Raw genomic sequence first — 16,312 nt, forward strand, 5'->3', positions numbered from 1 at the left:
CGTAGACAATGACCGCAGAACCCCATGCCGGCCTGCCCTATCGCCCCAATGTCGGGGTGACCCTGATCAATCCGCAGGGGCTGATCTGGGCCGGGCGGCGCATCGACAGCGCGGCGCCGGCCTGGCAGATGCCCCAGGGTGGCATAGATCGGGGCGAGACCGCCGCCCAGGCCGCGCTGCGTGAGCTGGAAGAGGAAACCGGCATCGGCCCGGCGCTGGTCGAATATCTTGCGTGTACCGAAGCGCCGGTACGCTATGATCTGCCGCCCGAACTGATCGGCAAGATATGGAAGGGTCGCTTCCGCGGGCAGGAACAGGATTGGTTCCTCTATCGCTTTCTGGGGTCCGACGATCAGGTGAACATCGTCACCGATCATCCCGAATTCTCGGAATGGCGATGGCTGGGCGCGGGTGAGATTCTGGACGCAATCGTGCCGTTCAAGCGTGCCGTCTACCAAGAGGTGATCCGCGCCTTCCGTCCCTGGCTGGCGCCGTAAAGGCGCCTCCGGCGCGAGTATTTGGGCCAAGATGAAGGCAGGACCCTAGCCCTTGGTCTTCATCTTGGAAAAAATACTCACTCTGCTTCAGTGGGCGGCGCGAAGACCTGCCGGGCCAGGGCGATGCGCGCGCCGGCGGTAATGAAGCACAGCAGCGCGAAGATCCAGGCCAGCGGCGCGAACCATCCCGGCAGCAGGCAGATCAGCACGAAGAACACGATGGTCTCGGTACCCTCCAGCAGCCCGCCGGTGAAATAGAGCGATTTCGAGCCGCGTTCAGACGTTTCCAGACCGTGACGCTCGGCCAGGATCGCATAGCCAAGAAAGCTGGCGCCGTTGACATAGAAGCTGGTGAGCAATAGAGCGCCGGCCAGGCCGTTGGTCGCCGGGTTGGCGATGACGAAGGCCAGCGGGACCGCGCCGTAGAACAGGAAGTCGGCGGTGATATCCAGGTAGCCGCCGAAGTCGGTGCGGGTCGTGGCGCGCGCGACGGCGCCGTCCAGCCCGTCCGCCAGCCGTGACAGCAGCACCAGCCACAGCGCCAGATGGGGCGCGCCCAGCGCGATCGCCAGCGCCGCCAGAAGCCCCGTGATCAGGCCCAGAATCGTCACTGTATCGGCGGAAACCCCGGTTTTCGCCAGAGCTCGGCCCAATATGTCCAGCGGCGGGTCGATGACACGGCGAAGCGGTGCATCCAGCATCCTAGCCGCGAAGCCTTTGCAGCAGCCGTGACGAGGCATAGCCGTCCGGGATCAGCCCCGCATGGCGTTGATAGGCCCGGATCGCCTTGATCGTGTCGGGGCCGATCCGGCCATCGACGCCGTGGGTGTCGAAACCGGCGCGCGTCAGGCGGGTTTGCAATTCCTTGCGTTCCGCGAAGGTCAGCGCGCGGTCGCCCAGCGGCCAGGAATGCCGGATCGGCGGTCCACCATCGATCCGGCTGGCAAGGTAGCCCACCGCGATCACATAGGCATCGGCGCTGTTGTAGCGCTCGATCACCCCGAAATTGTGATAGACCATGAAGGCCGCCCCCTTCGCCCCCGCCGGCAGCAGCACCGAACCCGGGCCGTGATCGGGCAGCGGCGCGCCGGTGGCCGTGCGCACGCCCAGCCGCTCCCATTGCGACGCGGTTTTCTTGATGCGGCGATTGCTGAGCGCATAGTCGAAACCCGCGGGCAGGCGCACCTCGATCCCCCAGGGCTGGCCCTCTTGCCAGCCGAAGCGGTGCAGATAGGCGGCGGTCGAGGCCAGCGCGTCGGTCGGGTCGTTGGACCAGATGTCGCGCTTGCCGTCGCCGCGGAAATCGACTGCATAGGCCAGGTAAGAGGAAGGGATGAACTGCGTGTGTCCCATCGCCCCGGCCCAGGATCCGGTCATCTGCGTCGGGCTGACATCGCCATCTTGGATGATCCTCAAGGCATCGATCAGCTGGGTTTCGAAGAACCTGCCGCGCCGGCCCTCATAGGCCAGGGTGGCCAGGGCGCCGATGATCGGCACGGTGCCGCGATGGGTGCCGTAGTTGCTTTCCAGCCCCCAGATCGCCACCACCACCGATTTATCGACCTGATAGCGGCGCTGGATCTGGTCCAGCACGCGGGCGTACTTGCGCATGGCCTCGCGGCCGTTGGCGATGCGCTGGGCCGACGCCGCGCTGTCGAGATATTGCCAGATCGTCTTGGTGAATTCGGACTGGTTGCGATCCCGCTCCAGGACGTATGTGTTCAGCGTGACGCCGGCAAAGGCGCGCTGGAAGGTTCTTGCCGAAATCCCCCGCTTCAGCGCGACCGCGCGGAAGTTCCGGATCCAGCGTTGGAAACCGGCATCGTCTTCGGGCGCGGCGCCCCGCATCTGATCGGGATCCGAGACGCGGATGGCCTGCGCGGCAGCCTCTGAGGGCCTGGCCCGGGGCTGGGGTGAACGCTCCACCGCCATGCCAGATGCCACCGTTGCCCCCGCCGCGAGGCACGCACAAAGCCCGAAGGCCATAACCGCAAACCGCATGAAATCACCTGCTCGTTCTTTTCTTCAGCATAACCCGGGGCGCGGCGTTCGCAAAGTGCCAGGCGGGGTTCCGCCGTTCGAATAGAATCCGCGTCTTTTGGCAGGAACAGAGCCGTTTCTGGCCTTTGCCTGCGGTTGCACGACGCAGATCGTCATGCTTGCCGCTGCCGCAGTCCGGCGGTCACGCCCCTGCGCAGACGGCGTTAAGCATTCTTTCACGCCGTTCGGTCAGGCTGCGGCCAGACAGCGGGAACGAGGTGATGGACGGCGGCGGACGTGGAACCAGCATCGCTGAGAAGCTAGCCAAGGAACGGCGGGCGCGACTCGCCGCGGAGCGGCTTCTGGAGCAAAAACAACGTGAGCTTTTCGCCGCAAACGAAAAGCTTGCATTGCACGCGCGTGCGCTATCGGACCAGATCATAGAGCAGCGCGACGCCACGCGCGCCGCGCGATCCGAGGCCGAGGCGCTGAAGGGTCAGCAGACCCGTTTTCTGGACGATCTCGAACGCGCCCATACGGCGGCGGTGATGGCCGAGCGCCGGCTATGGGATTCGATCGAGACGATCCGTGACGGATTCGCCGTGTACAATGCGGATCGCAGGCTGGTTGCGGCGAACAAGGCCTATCTTTCGGTTTTTGCCGAAAGCGACCGGATCCTGCCGGGGACCAGCCAAGAGGACGTTCTGCGCCTTTGCATCGAGCGCGACGTGATCGACCTGCAGGGCGAGGCGGCCGACGATTGGATGGCGCGGATGCTGGCCCGCTGGGAAGAGGAAGTCAGCAAGCCAGAGGTGATCCGCCTTGCCACCGGGCATTACATTCGCCTGATCGACCGTCGGGCGCGCGACGGCGACATGGTGACATTGGGCGTCGATATCACCCAGCAGATGCGCATCTGGTCGGCGATCGAGGCGATCCCCGACGGCTTTGTCCTTTACGATCGCAAGGACCGGCTGATCGTCTGCAACGAACGTTACCGCGAGATCTACGCTGAAAGCGCCCCGGCGATCGTACCCGGCGCCACCTTCGAGGAAATCCTGCGCTATGGGCTGGAACGCGGTCAGTATCCAGCCGCCCAGGGCCGCGAGGATGCGTGGTTGCAAGAGCGCCTAGCCGTGCACGGCGCCTCTGATTGCGTGCTGGAGCAGCGGTTGAACAACGGGCGCTGGCTGCGTGTTCTCGAGCAAAAAACCCCCGATGGTGGCCGTGTGGGCCTTCGGGTCGACATCACCGAGATGAAGCGCCAGCAAGAGGCTCTGGATGAGGCACGGCGCGCCGCCGAGGCAGCGAATCGCGCGAAATCGGCCTTCCTGGCCAATATGAGCCACGAGATCCGCACCCCGATGAACGGGGTCGTCGGCATGGCGGACCTGCTGTGCGACACCACGCTAGACGACGAGCAGCGCGTCTTCGCAGAGACCATAAAGACCTCGGGCGAGGCGCTGCTGGAAATCATCAACGATGTGCTGGATTATTCGAAGATCGAGGCCGACAAGCTGACGCTGCGCCCCGAGCCTTTCGATTTCGAGCGCGCGATTCACGATGTGGCGATGCTGCTGCAGCCCTCGGTGCAGGACAAGGGCATCGAACTGGTCGTCAATTTCGATATGTTCCTGCCCACCCGTTATATCGGCGATCAGGGGCGCATACGGCAGGTGCTGACCAATCTGATCGGCAATGCGGTGAAGTTCACCAGCAAGGGGCGGGTGACGGTGCGCGTCGTGGGAACCGAAGAGGAGGGCGGCGCGCGTCAGCTGCATGTCACCGTCGAGGATACCGGCATAGGTATCGCGGCCGAGCATCTGGAGCACGTCTTCGGCGAGTTCAACCAGGTCGAGGATCAGTCCAACCGCAAGTTCGAGGGAACCGGCCTGGGCCTGGCGATCACGAAGCGCCTGATCCAGCAGATGGAAGGCGAGATCTGGGTGGATTCGATCCAGGGCAAGGGATCATGCTTCGGATTCCGCGTGACCCTGCCCGTGGCGGAAGAGGATCGGGCCGATCCCGCCGTTCCGATCGTCTTTGCCCATGCGCTGGTCCTTGATGGCGAACTAAGCAACCGCCGCATATTCGAGCGTCAGCTTCGCACGGGCGGGTTGGAAACCATCACCTGCCGCACGGTGCGGCAGGCGCTGGAGATCGCGGGGAAGCGCACGGTCGACATCGTGCTGGCCGACGAGGCCGCGACGGGCGATGCACGGGGTTTCGTGCGGGCGCTGCGCGATGCCGGGCTGACGGCGCCGGTGCTTCTGGTCAGCGACAGGGCCGAGGAACTGCGCGACGGCCCCGACGCCAAGCTGTTCGCCGCGGTGCTGGCCAAGCCGCTGTTGCGCAGTGCCTTGTTTCGCACGCTGCAGCAGCTTTCGGCCGCGCCTTTGCCCGCCCCCGAGGCGCCCGCCGCGCCTGCGGCGACCGGCAGCCGCCAGATGCGCGTGCTTGCGGCCGAGGACAACCGCACCAACCAACTGGTGTTTCGCAAGATGACCAAGGATCTGGATATCGAGCTGGTCTTTGCCGGGAACGGCCGCGAGGCGGTGGAATTGTTCCAAAGCTTCCAGCCCGACATGATCTTCATGGACATCTCGATGCCCGAAATGGACGGCCGCGATGCCGCACGTGCGATCCGCAAGCTGGAAGAAGGGACCGATGCGCATGTGCCGATCGTGGCGCTGACCGCCCACGCGATGGCGGGCGATGCGGCCGATATCCTGGCCGCCGGGATCGACCATTACCTGACCAAGCCCCTGCGCCGCGCCACGATCACCGAACGCATCACCGCCCTGCGCCCGCCCGAGGCCCGCGCCGTGCGGCCCGACCCGGAAGCCGCCTAAACCGGAACGGCCGCGCTAGGCGCCGCTGCGCAGAAAGACCCAGCGGTCGCCTTCGCTTAGATCCGGCTCGAACCGATAGCCGCCGGTCTCGAACGCTTTCAGCCCCTCAGCGTCGGTTAGGCGGGCCTCCATCGCGAAGCGCGCCATCGCGCCGCGCGCCTTCTTGGCCCAGAAAGAGACGATCTTGCGGGTGCCGCCACGCTCTTCCAGGAACACCGGGGTGATGACGCGCAGCTTCAGCGCGCCCAGATCCACTGCGCCGAAATATTCGGTCGAGGCGCAGTTGATCAGCGTGTCGGTGTCCGCCGCCTCGCCCGCCGTATTCAGTGCCTCGGCGATCGTGCTGCCCCAATAGTCGTAAAGCGACTTGCCGCGGCGCGTCTTCAGCCGGCTGCCCATTTCCAGCCGGTAGGGCTGGATCCGGTCGAACGGGCGCAGCAGGCCATAAAGCCCGGACAGGATGCGCAGATGGTCCTGCGCCCAGACCAGCGCATCGGGGTCCAGCGTCCGGGCCTCCAGCCCCTGATAGGTGTCGCCGGCGAAGGCGAAGACGGCGGGGCGCTGGGCGTCGGGGGGCGGGCTGTCCGAAAAGTCGCGAAAGCGCTCGGCGTTCAGCCTGGCCAGCGGTCCGCTGATCGACATCAGCTTGCGCAGATCGTCGACGGAAAGCCCGCGCGCCACATCGACAAGCTCACCGGTCGCCTCGGGAAAGGCCGGATCGGTCGGCTCAAGGTCCGGCAGCGGCAGGTGTTCGTCCCAGTCGAGCTTCTTGGCGGGGGAAAGGGTGACGAGCATCAGGCCTCCGTCAGGATGGTCAGGAAGGCGGCGCCGAAGCGGTCGGCGCGGCGCTCTCCCAGCAGGCGGTTCAGGGTGTCGGGATTGTCGGGGCGGACCTCGGCGATCTTGGCGATCAGCGAGGCGGGGCAGCTAAGCGGCTTTTCCGTGCCGTTATCCCCGCGCGAGAGACGGTTTTGCGCCTCCATCAGCCGGTCGTAAAGGTCGGCGCCGGCGCGACCCGACAGGCGGCGGCGGGCCGGGTGCTGGGGTTCGGGCAAGGCGCCGGTGATGATTTCGAGAAACAGCGCGCCGTAGCGTTCCAGCTTTTTCGCGCCGACGCCGTTCACCCGCGCCATCTGGTCCAGCGTGGCGGGGCGGGCCTCGGCCATCTCGATCAGCGTGCGGTCGGGGAAGATCACATAGGCGGGCACGCGGGCTTCCTCGGCCAGGGCGCGGCGCTTGGCCTTCAGCGCCGACAGAAGCGGCGCGTCCTCTTCGCTGACCAGGGTCTTGATGACGTTGCCGGCGGTCGCCTTGCGGATCGTGTCGCGGCGCAGCGTGATCCGTTCCTCGCCGCGCAGGATCGGGCGGGCCGGGTCGGTCATGCGGAAGGCGCCGTGGCGTTCCGGGTCGGGGCGGATCAGATCGCGGCCCATCATCTGGCGAAACACCGCCTGCCATTGCGCGCGCGACAGGTCGCGGCCGACGCCAAAGGTGGGCAGGTCGTCGTGGTCGCGGGCACGCACCTTGTCGGTCGCGTTGCCGATGAGGATGTCGATCAGATGGCCCGCGCCGAAGCTTTCCCCGGTGCGCAGGATCGCCGACAGCGCCTTGCGCACCGCTTCGGTCGCATCGAACAGCTCGGGCGGGGTTTCGCACAGGTCGCAATGGCCGCAGGGCTCGGGGTCTTCGCCGAAATAGCGCAGAAGGACCTGGCGGCGGCAGCCCTGCGCCTCGGCCAGGCCCAGAAGCGCGTTCAGGCGGGCGTGGTCGGCGGCCTTGCGCTCGATCGGCGCCAGGCCCTCGTCGATCTGGCTGCGGCGCAAGCGGATGTCGTCGGCGCCGTAAAGGGTCAGCGTCTCGGCCGGGGCGCCGTCGCGGCCGGCGCGGCCGATCTCCTGATAATAGCTCTCGATGGATTTCGGCAGGTCGGCATGGGCGACCCAGCGGATATCGGGCTTGTCGATGCCCATGCCGAAGGCGATGGTGGCGGCGACGATCAGCCCGTCTTCCTGCTGGAAGCGGAACTCGGTCTGGCGGCGGTCGTCGGCCTCCATCCCGCCGTGGTAATGCACCGCCGCATGGCCCGCGTCGCGCAGGGCGGCGGCAAGGGATTCGGTCTTGGACCTCGTGGCGCAATAGACGATGCCGGATTGGCCCTTGCGCGCGGCGGCGAAGTTCAGGATCTGGGCGCGCGGCCCGTCCTTGGCGGCGAACGCCAGATGGATGTTGGGCCGGTCGAAGCCGCGCAGGAAGCTGCGCGGCGGGGTGCCGGCGAACAGGCGGGTGACGATCTCGGCCCGGGTTTCGGCGTCGGCGGTGGCGGTGAAGGCGGCAAGCGGCACGCCGAGGGCCTGTTTGAGTTCCCCGATGCGCAGATAGTCGGGGCGGAAATCATGGCCCCACTGGCTGACGCAATGGGCTTCGTCCACCGCGATCAGCGAACAGCCGGCGCGGCGCAGCAGGCCCAGCGTGGCGGTCGAGGCAAGCCGTTCCGGCGCCATGTAGAGCAGTTTCAGCCTGCCGTCGTCGATCGCCTGAAAGACCGCTTCGGTTTCCTCGTCGGTATTGCCCGACGTCAGTGCCCCGGCCTCGACCCCCGCTTCGCGCAGCGCGCGCACCTGGTCGCGCATCAGCGCGATGAGCGGAGAGATGACCAGCGTCACCCCCTCGCGGCACAGTGCGGGAAGCTGAAAGCACAGCGACTTGCCGCCGCCGGTGGGCATGATCGCCAGCGTGTCGGCGCCGGCCAGCACCGAGGCCACGATCTCTTCCTGTCCCGGGCGGAAGCTCTTGAAGCCGAAGATCCGGTGAAGAAGGTCTTCCGGGGCGGGCATCGGCGTGCCTCAGTAGGCGAAGGTCGCGGCGTTGTCGACGATGGCCATGCGCAGCACGATCAAGATCAGCAGCACCGCAAGCGGCGCCAGATCCAGCGCGCCGGTGTCGGGAAGGAAGCGGCGGATGCGCGAATAGATCGGGTCGAGCAGGCGGTTGAGACCGTCCCAGATCTGATAGACCAGCGGCTGGCGCAGGTTCAGCACCTGGAAGCTGATCAGCCAGCTCATGATGATATGCGCGATCACCACGAAATAGATCACGTTCAGAAGCAGCAGGATGGTCTTGAGCAGGGTGAACATGGGCGCCTTTCCCTCGGGGCTTGGTTGTCGCCAGAGGTAATGGGACGCCGCGCAAAGCACAACCTTTCAGGGCCGTCCCTGCCCCATTCGCGCCCCGACGCCCGCAAATGCCGCAAGGTCGGGCTTGACGATCCTCCCGGCACGCGGCAGGCGGGGCAAAGGAGGCCCCATGTATCCGATCTTTCGCCTCGCCCGAGAGATGCTCGCCCAGCGCAAGGCGCCGGCGCTCGGCGCGTTCGATGTGCATGTCTCGTACCACCGTTGCTGGCCCTGGGATCTGGACCCGTGGATGGAGCTGAACAACGGCCGCACGCTGACCCTTTACGATCTGGGGCGGATCCCGTTCGCCGTGCGCACCGGGTTGGTGGCGGCGATGCGCAGGAACGGCTGGGGGATGACGGTGGCGGGGGCGGCGGTGCGCTACCGGCGCCGGATCCGGGCCTTCCGGCGGTTCCAGATGCGCAGCCGGGCGCTGGGCTGGGACACGCGGTTCCTTTATCTCGAGCAAAGCATCTGGTTCGGTGAGGATTGCGCGAACCAGATCCTGATCCGCACTGCCGTGACCGGCCGGGACGGGATCGTCGCGCCTTCGACGGTGGCCCGTGCGCTGGGCCTGCCCGAGGAAAGCCCGCCCCTGCCGCGCTGGGTGACGGCCTGGATCGAGGCCGAGGCGGAACGTCCCTGGCCGCCGGAACGCTAGCGCTTCGGGGGCCGCCATGATGCGCTTATCGCCCGGCGCACGCCGGCTGAGCCCCGCAGGTAAGGCCGCTTCGGGGGCTGTCGCATCGGGAACCACGCGATGCCGGCGCCGCGCAGGCCGCGTGTCGCAGCTGTGAATAGCGATGCGTCCAAGGCTGGGCGCGCCACCCTGCGGGTCCCAAGTGGCTTGGGCTGCCGCCCCGGTCTCGCGTATCCGTCATCACGCTTGCCTGGGCGTCCTTTTGCCTGTCTTATCGCGTAAGAGGGGCTGGGAGAGATCAATGGCCGAGATATCCAGGAAGCGCCGTATCTGGGGCTGGTTTTTCTATTTCTGGGCCGGGCAGCCCTACTTCACCCTGCTGCTGACGTTCATTTTCTCGCCCTATATCGTCGATCTGGTCGGCAAGGGCACCACCGCGCAGGCGGTTTGGGGCTATGGGCTGACGGCCTGCGGGTTGATCGTGGCGATCACCGCGCCCTTCCTCGGGGCGATCGCCGACAAGGCCAGCGGGCGCAAGCGTTTCATCGCCTTCTTCTCGGTCTTCTATGTGCTGGGCGCCTGGGGGCTGTGGTATGCCGCGCCCGGGCATTTCAACATCTATTTCGTGCTGATTTCCTTCGGGATCGGCCTGATCGCGGTCGAACTGATGGCGATCTTCGCCAACGCGATGCTGCCTACCCTGGGCCCGAAAGAGGAATTGGGGCGGATCTCGGGCTCGGCCTGGGGGTTCGGCTATGCCGGCGGGGTGATCGCGCTGATCCTGATGCTGGCGTTCTTCGCCGAGATGAAGGACGGCAAGACGCTGCTGGGGTTGGCGCCGGTCTTCGGGCTGGACCCGGGCCAGCGCGAAGGCACTCGCGCCGTGGGGCCATTCACGGCGATCTGGTTCGTGGTCTTCATCATCCCCTTCTTCCTGTGGACACGCGACCCGGTTCGCGCGGGCGCCCCCCGTGTGCGTGACGCGATACGCACCGCCTGGCCCGATCTACGCGCAACGTTGGCCGCGCTGCCGTCGAACCGCGGGCTTTTGATGTTCCTGATCGCGTCGATGCTGTATCGCGACGGGCTGAACGGGGTGTTCACCTTCGGCGGCATCTACGCCAAGGGCGTACTGGGCTGGTCGGTGGTCGATGTCGGCATCTTCGGCATCATCGCCGCGGTGTCGGGGGCGATCTTCGCCTGGCTGGGCGGCAAGGCGGATTCCGCCTTTGGCCCGAAGCCGGTGATCGTGATCTGCCTGCTGGTGCTGACCGTCATAGTCGTGGCGACAATCACCTTGTCGCGCAGTTCGGTCTTTGGAATTCCGGTCGCCGCGGGATCGAAGCTGCCCGATTACGCCTTCTTCGGGATCGGAGCGGTGATCGGCGCCTGCGCGGGGTCGTTGCAGGCGGCCAGCCGCACCATGATGGTCTACCAGGCCAACCCCGAACGCATGACCGAGGCCTTCGGCCTTTATGCGCTGGCAGGTTACGGCACCTCGGCGCTCGCGCCCTTCGCGGTGGCGGTGACGACCCAGCTGACCGGGTCGCAGCAGGCGGGGATTGCGCCGCTGATCGTGCTGTTCCTGCTGGGGCTGGCGGTGCTGCTGCCGATCCGCGCGACTACACGCGCAGCGGGTGCGATCTGACGCGGTTTCGCGCGTTTGCGGAATGGGCGCAGTCTGCTAGGCTGGGGAAAACCCGAAGGAAGACAGGCAAAGAACCTATGGGCATCCCGCTTACCGGACTGACCTTGACCCTGTCACTGGCCATGGGGTCGGTCTTTGCCGCCCCCTTGTCGGCAGAGCCCTTGGCGACCGCGCTTTTCGGCGCGATGCGAAACCCAAGCCAAGAAAGGCCAACGGCGATCGGTTCCTACAGCCGGGGCTGTGCGGCGGGGCTGCGGGAACTGCCGCCTTCGGGCCCGACCTGGCAGGCGATGCGGCTTAGCCGGGACCGCAACTGGGGCATGCCCGAGACGATTTCCTTCATCGAGGATCTCAGCCGTTACGCCGCCACGCTGAAGGGGTGGAACGGGCTATATGTCGGCGACATCGGCCTGCCTAGGGGTGGGCCGATGGTGTCGGGACATGCAAGCCACCAGATGGGGCTGGATGTCGATATCTGGATGCTGCCTGGCCGGAACATGCGCCTTTCACGCGCCGCGCGCGAGACGATCAGCTCGATCTCGGTGCGTACGCCCGACCAGCGGCGGGTGAACCGCAATTGGGACCGCCAGCATTACCTGCTGATGCGCCGCGCGGCGATGGATCCGCGGGTCGATCGGATCTTCGTGGCGGCGGCGGTGAAGATCGCGATGTGCAACGCCACCCCGCGGGGCGACAGGGCCTGGTTGCAGAAGATCCGGCCCTGGTACGGGCATAACACCCATTTCCATGTGCGGCTGAAATGTCCGCCGGGTGATGCGTTTTGCCAAACCCAGCGGCCCACGGTGGCGCAGCTGTCGAAAGGCGGCGATGGTTGTGACGACAGCCTGAACTGGTGGGTGACCGACATGCTGAACCCGCCGAAAATCGCGAAGCCGCGCAAGAAGGCGGGTCCGCCCCGGCGCGGGCCGCGCCAATATCTGCTTTCCGATCTGCCCCGCCAATGCGCCGCCGTCCTGTCGTCGCGCTGATCCTTGCGGTGGCGCTTTTGCCGGTGCCCGCAGGCCGGGCGAAACGGGCCGAGCCGGCGGTTCATGTGGGCAGCTATGTCTGGCACCGGCCCGATCGCGCCTTTGGCGGGTTCTCGGGCCTGGAATTGTCGGCCGATGGGCTGGAATTCGTCTCGCAATCCGATCGGGGCTCGATCGTCGAGGGCCGCCTGTCGCGCAATCAGGCGGGGGCGGTCGTCGGGGTCTCGGCCGGTCAGATCACGCCGCTGCGGGCGCCCGATGGCACGGTGCTGCGCCCCACCCGGCGCGATGCCGAGGGGCTGGCGATCACGCCTTCGGGCAAGGTGTTCATCAGCTTCGAAGGTATTCAGAGGGTGCTGGAATACGACCGCGTCGATGCCCGGGCCCGGGCGTTGCCGCGCGATCCGGCCTTTCTGCGGATGGCGCCGAACGGATCGATCGAGGCGCTGGCTGTGGATCGCGACGGCGCCCTTTATACCCTGCCCGAGGTGGGGCCCATTGGCCGTCCGATCCCGGTTTATCGCTATGCCGGCGGGCGCTGGACGCAGCCGTTTTCGATCGCACGCCCGGATGCTTTTCGCCCGGTCGGGGCCGATTTCGGACCCGACGGCAATCTGTATCTGCTGGAGCGCCGGTTCGCCGGCCTCTTCGGATTTGCGAACCGGGTGCTGCGCCTGGACATTGGTGCCGATGGCCGCCCGACCGGGGCCGAGGTGCTGTTTCAAAGCGCGCCCGGCCAGTTCGACAACCTCGAGGGGCTTGCGGTCTGGAAGGATGCGCAGGGGCGGATCCGGTTGACGATGATCTCGGATGACAACTTCTTTTTCCTGCAGCGCACCGAATTCGTCGACTACCTGGTGGCCCCGAGGGCGCCAGGCTTGCCGCGGCCACCGTCGTGACGCGGTCCGCCGGAACCGGACGCATCTGTGGTCGTGCGGCGATTTCGAGCAATTCTAGGAAAACTGATCGCATCTGTAGCGTAAAAACTTTTGACAAACACAAAATATGTGGCACGCTTCGACTTAGGCGCAACGCATTGAAAGGAGGTGGTCCAGTGTCGAGAGGGATATTGGAGAGAGGTGTCGGGACAGTCAGGAGGGATGTGGCCTGAGGGCAGCCCCTGAGGCACAAACCAACTGATTGGGCATCCTAACTGGCCCATCTCCAGGAACTCGGAGGGCCGTGCGCGTCGCACGGCCCTTTTCCTTTGGCCGGGGGTCTTGGCGGGTGGAATGCCGCCGTCGGCGCCGGGGGTTTCACACCCCCGGACCCCCGTGGAGTATTTTTACCAAGATGAATAGCGAGGCGAAGCTCTTGCCGTGCGCCTGGCCCGCGGTGCGGCCCGTGCTTTGCCCACCGCTCTTTTCCTTTCGGCCGCGCCCGGATACCCTTGGGGCCATGTTGCGTGTCACCGACGATATCGTCCTGCAAGGCTGGGAAATCACCGAAAGCTTTTCACGCGCTTCGGGGCCCGGGGGGCAGAATGTCAACAAGGTGGAAACCGCGGTGGAGCTGCGTTTCGAGGCCGAGCGCTCGCCCAATCTGCCGCCGGCGGTGAAGGCGCGGCTGAAGCGGCTGGCGGGGCGGCGCTGGACGGCGGACGGGGCGGTGGTGATCCGCGCCGAGGAGACCCGCCACCAGGCGCGCAACCGCGAGATCGCCCGCGAACGTCTGGCCGAACTGATCCGCAAGGCATTGACCGCGCCCAAGCGGCGTATTCCGACGCGGCCGACGTTGGGCAGCCAGCGCCGCCGCCTGAAGGCCAAGGCCGCGCGCGGTCAGGTCAAGTCGATGCGCGCCCGCCCCGGGGACGAGGAGTGACATCGGCCGCGTCCTGTCGCGTCCCGCCCCCCGTGCCCGTCCTGCATCACCTGCCGGCTGTTTGACGCCTTACCGGGCGGTGACTTGCGGATCCCGACGCGCCGCGATTAGGGTCGCGTCGGGGGTGTGTGGCCGGCCTTGCCCATTGGCGACGGCTGGCCGGGATGGATTGCGGTGATTGCGGTGCGGACACCTGGGCACGAAGCTTTGCCAGAAGCCGACGGGGCCGGCCCGGCATGAGCATCGACCCAAAGAGCGTGGTCGCGCTGGCGCTGCTGCATCATGCGCTGATGGTGCTTGCCTACGCGCTGACGCCGCTGATCGCCAGCATCACCCTGCTGGGCATCCTGATCGCGGTGTTGCAGGGCGCTTTCCAGATAGAGGACGGCGCGCTGGCGATGGGCGCCAAGGTGGCGATCGTGCTGTTCTTTTCCGCCGCGGCGGGAGAGATGATCTTCTTGACCCTGGCGCATCTGGCGCATGACTGGATCGCCGCGATCCCCAACCTGATCGCCGAGGACTGGAACTAGCATGGTGCCGATCCCCGCGCATGAAGTCATGGCCTGGCTGAGCGCCGGATTCTGGCCCTTTCTGCGCATGACCGGTGTGTTCCTGACCGCCCCGATCCTGGGGTCGCGCAGCGTGCCGGTGTTGCAGCGGGTGCTGATGTCGGCACTGTTCGCCGCCTGTCTGGGCGCCTGGGGCGGGCCGTGGCCGCCGCTGCCCGAGGGGATCGTCGCGATCCTGTACGCCGGGATCTTGCAGATTTCCTTCGGGGCGGCGCTGGGGCTGGTCGGACGGGTGATCGTATCGACCATCGGTGCGGCCGGGGAAATCGCCGGCGCGGCGATCGGGTCGAACTTTGCCCGCACCTCGGGGCTGGATCAGTCGAGCGAGCCGCCGGTGCTTTACAATATCCTCAACATGACCGGGATGCTGGTCTATCTGGGCGCCGGTGGCATGTTCTGGACGCTGCTGGCGGTGTCGCGTTCGTTCCACACCAGCCCTACCGGGGTGCCCGCGCAGCTGGCCTTGCAACAGCTGGCCGATTATGTCGGCGTGGTGCTGGCGTCCGGCACGATCCTGGCCTTGCCGGCGCTGGCCGCGGCCTTTGCGCTGAACGTGTCGATCGGGCTGGCCAATGCGCTGTCGCCCAATCTCAACATCTTCTCGGTCGGGTTTCCGATCCTGTTCCTGGGCGGCATCTGGGTGATCGGCTCGTCGATCTTCTTCATCGAGCCGACGGTGGCGAACCTGATGCTGGAGGGCGCGCATCGGCTGGCCGGCCTGATCGGCGACGGGGGCTGAGATGGCCGAAGATTCGGACGCCGAGAAGAAACACGACCCGACGCGCGAACGCCTGAAACGCGCGCGCGAGCAAGGCCAGATCCGGCGTTCGAACGATCTGCCGAAGGCCGCGATGACGCTGGGGCTGGTTCTGGTGGTGTTTGTCAGCGGCGGGGTGATGTCGGGCATGGCGTCGGATTGGCTGGCCGCCAGCCTGGCCGCTGCCGGCGCGATGGATCCGGGGCAGGCCTATGGGCTGGACATGGAATTCGCGGCTGTGCTGAGCATCTTCCTGCTGGCGACCGGGGCGCTTGCCTTCATCGCCGGGCTGGGGTCGGGCGGGTGGATGATGTCCTTCATGCTGCTTATGCCGAAGCTGGAGCGCGTCGATCCGGCGAAATCCTGGGGGCAGATCTTTTCGGTTTCGAACCTGATCGAGGTGGGCAAATCGGCGCTGAAGATCCTGGTGATCGGCAGTGCGGGATGGATTGCCTATGCGGGGCAGAAACAGGATCTTCTGGCGTTGGCGGGGCGTCAGTATGTGTCGCTGGCCACGCTGGGCGGGCCAGCGCTGCATGTGATTCTGGGCGCGGCGGGCGGGGCGCTGGTGCTGGCCGTGGCGGATGTCGGCGTGCAGGCCTGGCTGAACCGGCGGTCGCTGAAGATGACCGACAAGGAGGTTCGCGACGAAACCAAGCAGTCCGAGGGCGATCCCCATGTCCGTGCCCGCCGCCGCGCGCTGATGCGCCGTGCCGCCCGCGCCCGGCAGATCCAGCAGGTCAAGACCGCGACCATGGTGGTCACCAATCCCACGCATTTCGCGGTGGCGGTGCGTTACCGGCGTGGCAAGGACGGCGTGCCCTCAGTCGTGGCGAAGGGGGTGGATCTGACCGCCGCCCCGATCCTGGAACAGGCCCGCATCCACGGCGTGCCGCTGGTCGAGGCGCCGGTGCTGGCGCGCGCCCTGCACGCCCAGGTCCAGGTCGGCCGGCCGATCCCGCATCACCTGTATCGCGCGGTGGCCGAGGTGCTGGCCTATGTCTGGCGGCTGGATGCCTGGCGTGCCCAGGGCGGTGAAAAACCCGAACGTCCGCGGGTGGAGGGCGCGCTTGATCCGCCCGGCGCGGCCGACCCGGAGGCAGGCGCGCCAGCCGGCTGATCCTCGGCCCGTTCGGCCAGCCTGTCCGCCGCCGCCCGGGCCTCGTCGGCGGCCTTTTGCAGTGCCTTGTGCTTCTCGGTCGTCAGCGCCAGATGGTCGAGCGCGGCCTGCCGGGCGGTTTCGCCGGCGCGGATCTGCGCCTCGTTGGCGTGGCGGGCGCGCGCGCCCATCTCGATGAACTGACCATAGGATTTCATTTCCAGCCCCGAGGTGATCTCGGTCTCGGTCAGACGCTGCCCGAGATCGGCGATATAGGCCGACAATGT

At 66.7% G+C, this 16,312-nt stretch carries 15 protein-coding genes; 10 read left to right on the forward strand and 5 right to left on the reverse strand.

The genetic code is table 11. From position 1 onward, the window contains the following. Window positions 1-8: 8 nt before the first annotated feature. Window positions 9-497, forward strand: a complete 489-nt coding sequence (locus tag BLV97_RS05075) for an RNA pyrophosphohydrolase (protein ID WP_035842775.1) — start codon at window positions 9-11, stop codon at window positions 495-497. A gap of 77 nt (window positions 498-574) precedes the next feature. Here the strand turns inward: BLV97_RS05075 and BLV97_RS05080 are convergent, their stop codons facing one another. Together BLV97_RS05080 and BLV97_RS05085 are read right to left on the reverse strand one after the other, a co-directional pair. Continuing rightward, entirely contained in the window at window positions 575-1,198 is a 624-nt protein-coding gene (locus BLV97_RS05080) for a CDP-alcohol phosphatidyltransferase family protein (RefSeq protein WP_092163971.1), read from the reverse strand. Window position 1,199: 1 nt separating this feature from the next. Continuing rightward, the gene (locus BLV97_RS05085) at window positions 1,200-2,498 is read right to left on the reverse strand and encodes a lytic murein transglycosylase (RefSeq protein WP_051646072.1); all 1,299 of its coding nucleotides are present in this window, start codon (window positions 2,496-2,498) and stop codon (window positions 1,200-1,202) included. Window positions 2,499-2,758: 260 nt separating this feature from the next. On the opposite strand from BLV97_RS05085, the gene BLV97_RS05090 reads away from it, so the two are divergent. Then, window positions 2,759-5,329 carry a hybrid sensor histidine kinase/response regulator gene (locus BLV97_RS05090; RefSeq protein ID WP_035842827.1) on the forward strand — a complete coding sequence of 857 codons (2,571 nt, stop codon included), beginning with the start codon at window positions 2,759-2,761 and terminating at the stop codon, window positions 5,327-5,329. Between the two features lie 15 nt (window positions 5,330-5,344). Here BLV97_RS05090 and yaaA read toward each other — a convergent pair whose 3' ends face one another. From yaaA to BLV97_RS05105, 3 genes are read right to left on the reverse strand one after another with little or no spacing between them, the layout of a single operon-like run. Continuing rightward, complete coding sequence (gene yaaA, locus BLV97_RS05095) at window positions 5,345-6,124, reverse strand: peroxide stress protein YaaA (RefSeq protein WP_092163972.1); 780 nt, start codon at window positions 6,122-6,124, stop codon at window positions 5,345-5,347. Then, window positions 6,124-8,163, reverse strand: coding sequence for a DNA helicase RecQ (recQ, locus tag BLV97_RS05100; RefSeq protein WP_035842838.1), 2,040 nt, complete (start codon window positions 8,161-8,163; stop codon window positions 6,124-6,126). The genes yaaA and recQ overlap by 1 nt, the downstream gene beginning before the upstream one ends. A 9-nt stretch (window positions 8,164-8,172) precedes the next feature. Then, a complete protein-coding gene (locus tag BLV97_RS05105) occupies window positions 8,173-8,463 on the reverse strand; it encodes a YggT family protein (RefSeq protein WP_035842840.1) in 291 nt (96 codons plus the stop codon). Window positions 8,464-8,632: 169 nt separating this feature from the next. Between BLV97_RS05105 and BLV97_RS05110 the strand changes: the two genes are divergently transcribed. The 8 genes from BLV97_RS05110 to BLV97_RS05145 all read left to right on the forward strand — a co-directional run bounded on the left by BLV97_RS05110 (window position 8,633) and on the right by BLV97_RS05145 (window position 16,046). Next, the gene (locus BLV97_RS05110; protein ID WP_035842843.1) at window positions 8,633-9,163 is read left to right on the forward strand and encodes an acyl-CoA thioesterase; all 531 of its coding nucleotides are present in this window, start codon (window positions 8,633-8,635) and stop codon (window positions 9,161-9,163) included. A gap of 280 nt (window positions 9,164-9,443) precedes the next feature. Then, on the forward strand, window positions 9,444-10,790 hold the full coding sequence (locus tag BLV97_RS05115) for an MFS transporter (RefSeq protein WP_176992633.1): 1,347 nt from the start codon (window positions 9,444-9,446) through the stop codon (window positions 10,788-10,790). A gap of 77 nt (window positions 10,791-10,867) precedes the next feature. Then, on the forward strand, window positions 10,868-11,779 hold the full coding sequence (mepA, locus tag BLV97_RS05120) for a penicillin-insensitive murein endopeptidase (RefSeq protein ID WP_373296435.1): 912 nt from the start codon (window positions 10,868-10,870) through the stop codon (window positions 11,777-11,779). Further along, window positions 11,752-12,678 (forward strand): esterase-like activity of phytase family protein, encoded by a 927-nt coding sequence (locus tag BLV97_RS05125; protein WP_051646073.1) that lies wholly within the window; start codon window positions 11,752-11,754, stop codon window positions 12,676-12,678. Before mepA ends, BLV97_RS05125 begins: the two co-directional genes overlap by 28 nt. 499 nt (window positions 12,679-13,177) lie before the next feature. Next, window positions 13,178-13,600, forward strand: coding sequence for an alternative ribosome rescue aminoacyl-tRNA hydrolase ArfB (gene arfB / locus BLV97_RS05130; protein WP_035842846.1), 423 nt, complete (start codon window positions 13,178-13,180; stop codon window positions 13,598-13,600). A 236-nt stretch (window positions 13,601-13,836) separates the two neighbouring features. Further along, entirely contained in the window at window positions 13,837-14,130 is a 294-nt protein-coding gene (locus BLV97_RS05135; RefSeq protein WP_035842849.1) for a flagellar biosynthetic protein FliQ, read from the forward strand. Window position 14,131: 1 nt separating this feature from the next. Further along, the gene (locus tag BLV97_RS05140; RefSeq protein ID WP_035842851.1) at window positions 14,132-14,908 is read left to right on the forward strand and encodes a flagellar biosynthetic protein FliR; all 777 of its coding nucleotides are present in this window, start codon (window positions 14,132-14,134) and stop codon (window positions 14,906-14,908) included. Between the two features lies 1 nt (window position 14,909). Continuing rightward, the gene (locus BLV97_RS05145; RefSeq protein ID WP_035842854.1) at window positions 14,910-16,046 is read left to right on the forward strand and encodes an EscU/YscU/HrcU family type III secretion system export apparatus switch protein; all 1,137 of its coding nucleotides are present in this window, start codon (window positions 14,910-14,912) and stop codon (window positions 16,044-16,046) included. Window positions 16,047-16,312 lie beyond the last annotated feature (266 nt).

The sequence above is a fragment of the Allgaiera indica genome, from assembly GCF_900106675.1.
Lineage (GTDB): Bacteria > Pseudomonadota > Alphaproteobacteria > Rhodobacterales > Rhodobacteraceae > Acidimangrovimonas > Acidimangrovimonas indica.

Coding starts and splice junctions, on each gene's coding strand:
- BLV97_RS05075 (WP_035842775.1), top strand. CDS start 9: ATGACCGCAGAACCCCATGCCGGCCTGCCCTATCGCCCCAATGTCGGG.
- BLV97_RS05080 (WP_092163971.1), bottom strand. CDS start 1,198: ATGCTGGATGCACCGCTTCGCCGTGTCATCGACCCGCCGCTGGACATA.
- BLV97_RS05085 (WP_051646072.1), bottom strand. CDS start 2,498: ATGCGGTTTGCGGTTATGGCCTTCGGGCTTTGTGCGTGCCTCGCGGCG.
- BLV97_RS05090 (WP_035842827.1), top strand. CDS start 2,759: ATGGACGGCGGCGGACGTGGAACCAGCATCGCTGAGAAGCTAGCCAAG.
- yaaA (WP_092163972.1), bottom strand. CDS start 6,124: ATGCTCGTCACCCTTTCCCCCGCCAAGAAGCTCGACTGGGACGAACAC.
- recQ (WP_035842838.1), bottom strand. CDS start 8,163: ATGCCCGCCCCGGAAGACCTTCTTCACCGGATCTTCGGCTTCAAGAGC.
- BLV97_RS05105 (WP_035842840.1), bottom strand. CDS start 8,463: ATGTTCACCCTGCTCAAGACCATCCTGCTGCTTCTGAACGTGATCTAT.
- BLV97_RS05110 (WP_035842843.1), top strand. CDS start 8,633: ATGTATCCGATCTTTCGCCTCGCCCGAGAGATGCTCGCCCAGCGCAAG.
- BLV97_RS05115 (WP_176992633.1), top strand. CDS start 9,444: ATGGCCGAGATATCCAGGAAGCGCCGTATCTGGGGCTGGTTTTTCTAT.
- mepA (WP_373296435.1), top strand. CDS start 10,868: ATGGGCATCCCGCTTACCGGACTGACCTTGACCCTGTCACTGGCCATG.
- BLV97_RS05125 (WP_051646073.1), top strand. CDS start 11,752: ATGCGCCGCCGTCCTGTCGTCGCGCTGATCCTTGCGGTGGCGCTTTTG.
- arfB (WP_035842846.1), top strand. CDS start 13,178: ATGTTGCGTGTCACCGACGATATCGTCCTGCAAGGCTGGGAAATCACC.
- BLV97_RS05135 (WP_035842849.1), top strand. CDS start 13,837: ATGAGCATCGACCCAAAGAGCGTGGTCGCGCTGGCGCTGCTGCATCAT.
- BLV97_RS05140 (WP_035842851.1), top strand. CDS start 14,132: ATGGTGCCGATCCCCGCGCATGAAGTCATGGCCTGGCTGAGCGCCGGA.
- BLV97_RS05145 (WP_035842854.1), top strand. CDS start 14,910: ATGGCCGAAGATTCGGACGCCGAGAAGAAACACGACCCGACGCGCGAA.